At 64.1% G+C, this 4,628-nt stretch carries 3 protein-coding genes; all 3 read left to right on the plus strand.

The features are described from left to right. The first annotated feature begins 169 nt into the window (after nucleotides 1–169). Genes PSEMO_RS27370 through PSEMO_RS27380 form a run of 3 tightly spaced genes read left to right on the plus strand, consistent with a single transcriptional unit; the run spans nucleotide 170 to nucleotide 4,416 of the window. Nucleotides 170–1,573, plus strand: a complete 1,404-nt coding sequence (locus PSEMO_RS27370) for an amino acid permease (protein ID WP_075806015.1) — start codon at nucleotides 170–172, stop codon at nucleotides 1,571–1,573. A gap of 19 nt (nucleotides 1,574–1,592) precedes the next feature. After that, nucleotides 1,593–3,236: a thiamine pyrophosphate-dependent enzyme gene (locus tag PSEMO_RS27375; RefSeq protein ID WP_075806016.1), complete on the plus strand. Its 1,644-nt coding sequence runs from the start codon at nucleotides 1,593–1,595 to the stop codon at nucleotides 3,234–3,236. Nucleotides 3,237–3,246: 10 nt separating this feature from the next. Continuing rightward, entirely contained in the window at nucleotides 3,247–4,416 is a 1,170-nt protein-coding gene (locus PSEMO_RS27380) for an amino acid aminotransferase (RefSeq protein ID WP_075806017.1), read from the plus strand. Nucleotides 4,417–4,628: the final 212 nt, after the last annotated feature.

Consider the following 4,628-nt stretch of genomic DNA (forward strand, 5'->3'; position numbering starts at 1 on the left):
TCACCGCCAGCCCAGCTAGACCGCCTGATTGAGCGGCAGAGGCCTGGTCATCGCCCGACGGCCATGGCGGCTGGCTGCTTCGGGGGGCTTGCCTTGGGCAGGGCTGCAGCTTAGGTTGATGACATTGGGGTCATGCCGTGCCTGAAAAACAATACGGACAATAAAGACGATGAGCAGAAACATTGATGCCGACCCCGCCCTGGCGCGGGGTCTGTCCAACCGGCATATCCAGATGATCGGCCTCGGCGGCGCCATCGGCACCGGCCTGTTCCTCGGCAGCGCCGGGGTGATGAAACTGGCCGGGCCCTCGCTGCTGCTGGGCTATGCGATGGCGGGGCTGATCGCCTTCCTGATCATGCGCCAGCTCGGCGAGATGCTGGTGGACGAGCCGGTCTCCGGTTCCCTGAGCCACTTTTCCAACAAGTACTGCTCCGGTTTCATGGGCTACCTGGCCGGCTGGAACTACACCGCCGGCTATATCCTGGTGGGCATGGCCGAGCTGACCGCCGTGGGCAAGTACGTGCAGTTCTGGTGGCCGGAAATCCCGACTTGGGCCTGTGCCGCATTCTTCTTCGTGCTGATCAACGGCCTCAATCTGCTGGCGGTCAAGGTCTACGGCGAGGCGGAGTTCTGGTTCGCGGTGATCAAGGTCACGGCAGTGGTGATGATGATCGCCCTGGGGGCCTGGCTGCTGTTCGGGCCGACCCCGCCTGCGGGAGCGGCGGTCAGCAACCTGTGGAGCCATGGCGGCTTTGTGCCCAATGGCTTCGGTGGGTTGATCCTGGCCCTGCCGCTGATCATGTTCGCCTTCGGTGGCCTGGAGTTCATCGGCTTTACCGCCGGCGAGGCACGGGACCCGCAACGCACCATCCCCCGTGCGATCAACAAGGTGCTGCACCGTATCGGCCTGTTCTATATCTGCGCCCTGGCGGTGCTGCTGGCCCTGACGCCATGGGATGAGCTGGTGGCCTCGCTGTCGGCCGGCGGCGACCCTTACAGCGCCAGTCCCTTCGTGAAAATCCTCGATCTGCTGGGCATCGGCGCGGCGGCCCACGTGCTCAACCTGGTGGTGCTGACGGCGGCGCTGTCGGTGTACAACGCGGTGGTCTACTGCACCGTGCGCCAGTTGCATGCCATGGCCGGGCAGGGCCATGCACCGAAAACCCTGCTCAAGCTCAATCGCAACGGGGTGCCGGTCAATGCCCTGTTGGTCACCGCCGCGGTCACGGCATTGGCGGTGATCCTCAACTGGCTGTCGCCCAACGGCACTCTTGAACTGCTGATGGCCCTGGTCGTTGCCACCACTATCATGAACTGGATGCTCACCAGTTATACCCACCTGAAGTTTCGCCGGGCGAAAGTTGCAGCGGGGGAGAGCACCGGTTATCGCTCGCCACTGTTTCCACTGAGCAACTATCTGTGCATCGCCTTCATCCTTGGAATCATGCTGATCATGGCCTTTATTCCGTCGATGCGTATTTCGGTCTGGTTGATTCCGCTGTGGTTGCTGCTGATCTACGGCAGTTACCGCAAATATCACGCGATGAAGTCCGGCGCGCTGCGTTTCGAATAATCCGCAACAGGAAATGATGATGAAATCCCAACTCCCCGCTGTTCAACAGCTCACGGGCGGCGAAGCCCTGGTCGAAAGCCTCAAGGTGCATGGCGTCGATACCCTGTTTGCCCTGCCCGGGGCGCAGATCTACGGCCTGACCGATGCCCTGGCGCGCAACGCCGAGAGCATCCGCACCGTTGGCGCCCGGCATGAACAGACCAGCGCCTACATGGCCTTCGGTTATGCCCGCTCCACCGGCCGCCCCGGCGTGTTCACCGTGGTACCCGGCCCGGGCATCCTCAATGCCAGTGCCGCCATGCTCACCGCCCACGGCTGCAATGCCCCGGTGCTGGCCCTGACCGGTGATGTGATGAGCGGCTTCAAGGACCGCGGTCGCGGCCAGTTGCATGAACTGCCGCGCCAGTTGGAAATCCTCCAGGGCATCGGCAAATGGGCAGCCCATATCGAACAGCCGGCGGACGCGCCGTGGCAGGTGGCCCAGGCCTTCCAGGCCATGCAGTCGGGGCGGCCAGGGGTGGTGTCGTTGCAGGCGTCGTGGGACTTCTTCACCCGTGGTGGAGCGGTGCGCATGCAGGCGCCGCTGGCGTTGCAGGCCAAACCGCCGGTGGATACCGATGCGCTGGAACGGGCGGCGAAGCTGCTGTCCGGGGCGAAGGCGCCGATGATCTTCGTCGGCTCCGGTGCGCTGGAGGCCAGTGCCGAAGTCGGCCAGCTTGCCGAAGTGCTGGGTGCCCCGGTGGTCAGTTTCCGTGGCGGACGCGGTGTGGTTTCCGATGATCATCCGCTGGGCTTTACCGTCGCTGCCGGTGCGCGCCTATGGCCGCAGACCGATGTGGCGGTGGTGATCGGTTCGCGCTTCGAGCTCCTGGATATCCGCTGGCGCCATCGCCCGGCCGGGCTGAAACTGATCCGCATCGACATCGATCCGGCGGAGGTGCGGCGGATCCCTTCGGAGGTCAACCTGCTGGCGGATGCCGCCGAGGGTTCCAGCGCCCTGGCCGAGGCGGTGCTGCGCGTCGGTCCGCCGCGTCGTCGCGACAGCGAGATCGCCGAGGCCAAGGCGGCTGCGGAGCAGGCGATCCAATGCGTGCAACCGCAACTGGATTACCTGCGGGTGATCCGTGAGGTGCTGCCACGGGACGGCTTCTTCGTCGAGGAGATTTCCCAGGTTGGTTTCACCTCGATCTTCGGCTTCCCTGTGTATCAGCCGCGCACCCTGGTCACGTCCGGGCACCAGGGCACCCTGGGCTTCGGCTTCCCCACGGCGCTAGGGGTCAAAGCGGCCCATCCGCACAAGGCGGTGGTGTCGATCTGCGGCGACGGCGGCTTCATGTTCGCCGCCCAGGAACTGGCGACGGCGGTGCAGTACCAGCTCAACCTGGTGACCATCGTGTTCAACAACAACGCCTTCGGCAACGTCTACCGCGACCAGCAGGAGAGCTTCGGCGGGCGCCTGCTTGGCTCGGAACTGGTCAACCCGGATTTCGTGCGCTTTGCCGAGTCCTTTGGCGTGCAGGCGGTGCGTGTTGCTTCGCCCGCACAGCTGCGGCCGGTGCTGGAACAGGCCTTCGCTGCCGATCGCCCGGTGCTGATCGAAGTCAGCGTGCCCCGTGGCAGCGACAGCAGCCCGTGGCAATTCCTTCACCCGACCTTCAACTGAGGCGCACCTGATGTTCGAACATGTCGAAACGTACCCCGGCGACCCGATCCTTTCGCTGATGGACGATTACCAGCGCGACCCGCGCACGGACAAGGTCAACCTGAGCATCGGTTTCTACTACGACGACGCGGGCCAGGTGCCGGTGCTGGGGTCGGTGCGCCAGGCCAGGGCACTGCTGGATACGCGGGCGGAAAGCGCCAACCTGTACCTGCCCATGGACGGCCTGCCGGACTTTCGCCGGGCGGTGCAGGGCTATCTGTTCGCCGAGGCGGATTGCGAGCGCATTGTCACCCTGCAGAGCGTCGGCGGTTCCGGGGCGTTGCGGGTCGGGGCGGATTTTCTCAAGCGTTACTACCCGGACTCGCAGGTGTGGGTCAGTGATCCGACCTGGGACAACCATCTGGCGATCTTCCAGGGGGCCGGGTTCGCGGTGAACCGCTATCCGTACCTGGATGGTTCCGGGCAGCAGGTGGATTTCCCCGCAATGCTGGAGGTGTTCGCCAGGCTGCCGGCCAACAGCATCGTGTTGCTGCATGCGTGCTGCCATAACCCGACCGGGGTTGACCTGCAACCGCAGCACTGGGATGCGTTGTATGCGCTGTTCCACGAGCGTCGCCTGATTCCGTTCCTCGATGCCGCGTATCTGGGGTTGGGGCAGGGGCTGGATGAGGATGCCTATGCCATCCGTGCCCTGGCGCGGGCCGGGATCACCGGGCTGGTGAGCAACTCGTTCTCCAAGGTGTTCTCGCTGTATGGCGAGCGGGTCGGGTCGTTGTCGGTGGTCTGCGACAACGTGGCGATTGCCGCGCGGGTAGCGGGGCAGTTGAAGGGGACGGTGCGGACCAATTATTCCAATCCGCCGCGGCATGGCGCGCAACTGGTGGCGACGATCTTTGCCAACAGTGAGTTGAGCGCACTGTGGCGCAGTGAACTGGATGGCATGCGCGAGCGGATGTTGGCGATGCGTCGGGCGTTGTTCGAGCGGATCGAGCCGGGGCTGGAGGTCGGGTATCTGCTGCGCCAGCGGGGGATGTTCAGCTATACCGGGTTGAGTGCCGAGGCGGTGGATCGGATTCGGGAAAAGCACGGGGTGTATCTGATTCGCAGTGGGCGGATGTGTGTGGCCGGGCTTAATTCATCCAACCTGGATGCGGTGGCGAGGGCACTTTCGGACCACTGATAATCGGGTGTTCTTGAGGGCCTCATCGCTGGCAAGCCAGCTCCCACAGGTATCGCGTGCACCGCTGGACCTGTGGGAGCTGGCTTGTTCTGGTCAAGTTTTTCCGGACACCGATTACGGTGATCAGGCCGCCTGCTGCTCCATAGCTATCGGCGACAAGTAATTGTTGTGGCTGTGGAGCCTGACTCGGTTGTATCGCATGAAGAAGCTGG

The organism is Pseudomonas putida (assembly GCF_001941965.1).
In the GTDB taxonomy this organism is placed as follows: domain Bacteria; phylum Pseudomonadota; class Gammaproteobacteria; order Pseudomonadales; family Pseudomonadaceae; genus Aquipseudomonas; species Aquipseudomonas putida_L.

Coding starts and splice junctions, on each gene's coding strand:
- PSEMO_RS27370 (WP_075806015.1), top strand. CDS start 170: ATGAGCAGAAACATTGATGCCGACCCCGCCCTGGCGCGGGGTCTGTCC.
- PSEMO_RS27375 (WP_075806016.1), top strand. CDS start 1,593: ATGAAATCCCAACTCCCCGCTGTTCAACAGCTCACGGGCGGCGAAGCC.
- PSEMO_RS27380 (WP_075806017.1), top strand. CDS start 3,247: ATGTTCGAACATGTCGAAACGTACCCCGGCGACCCGATCCTTTCGCTG.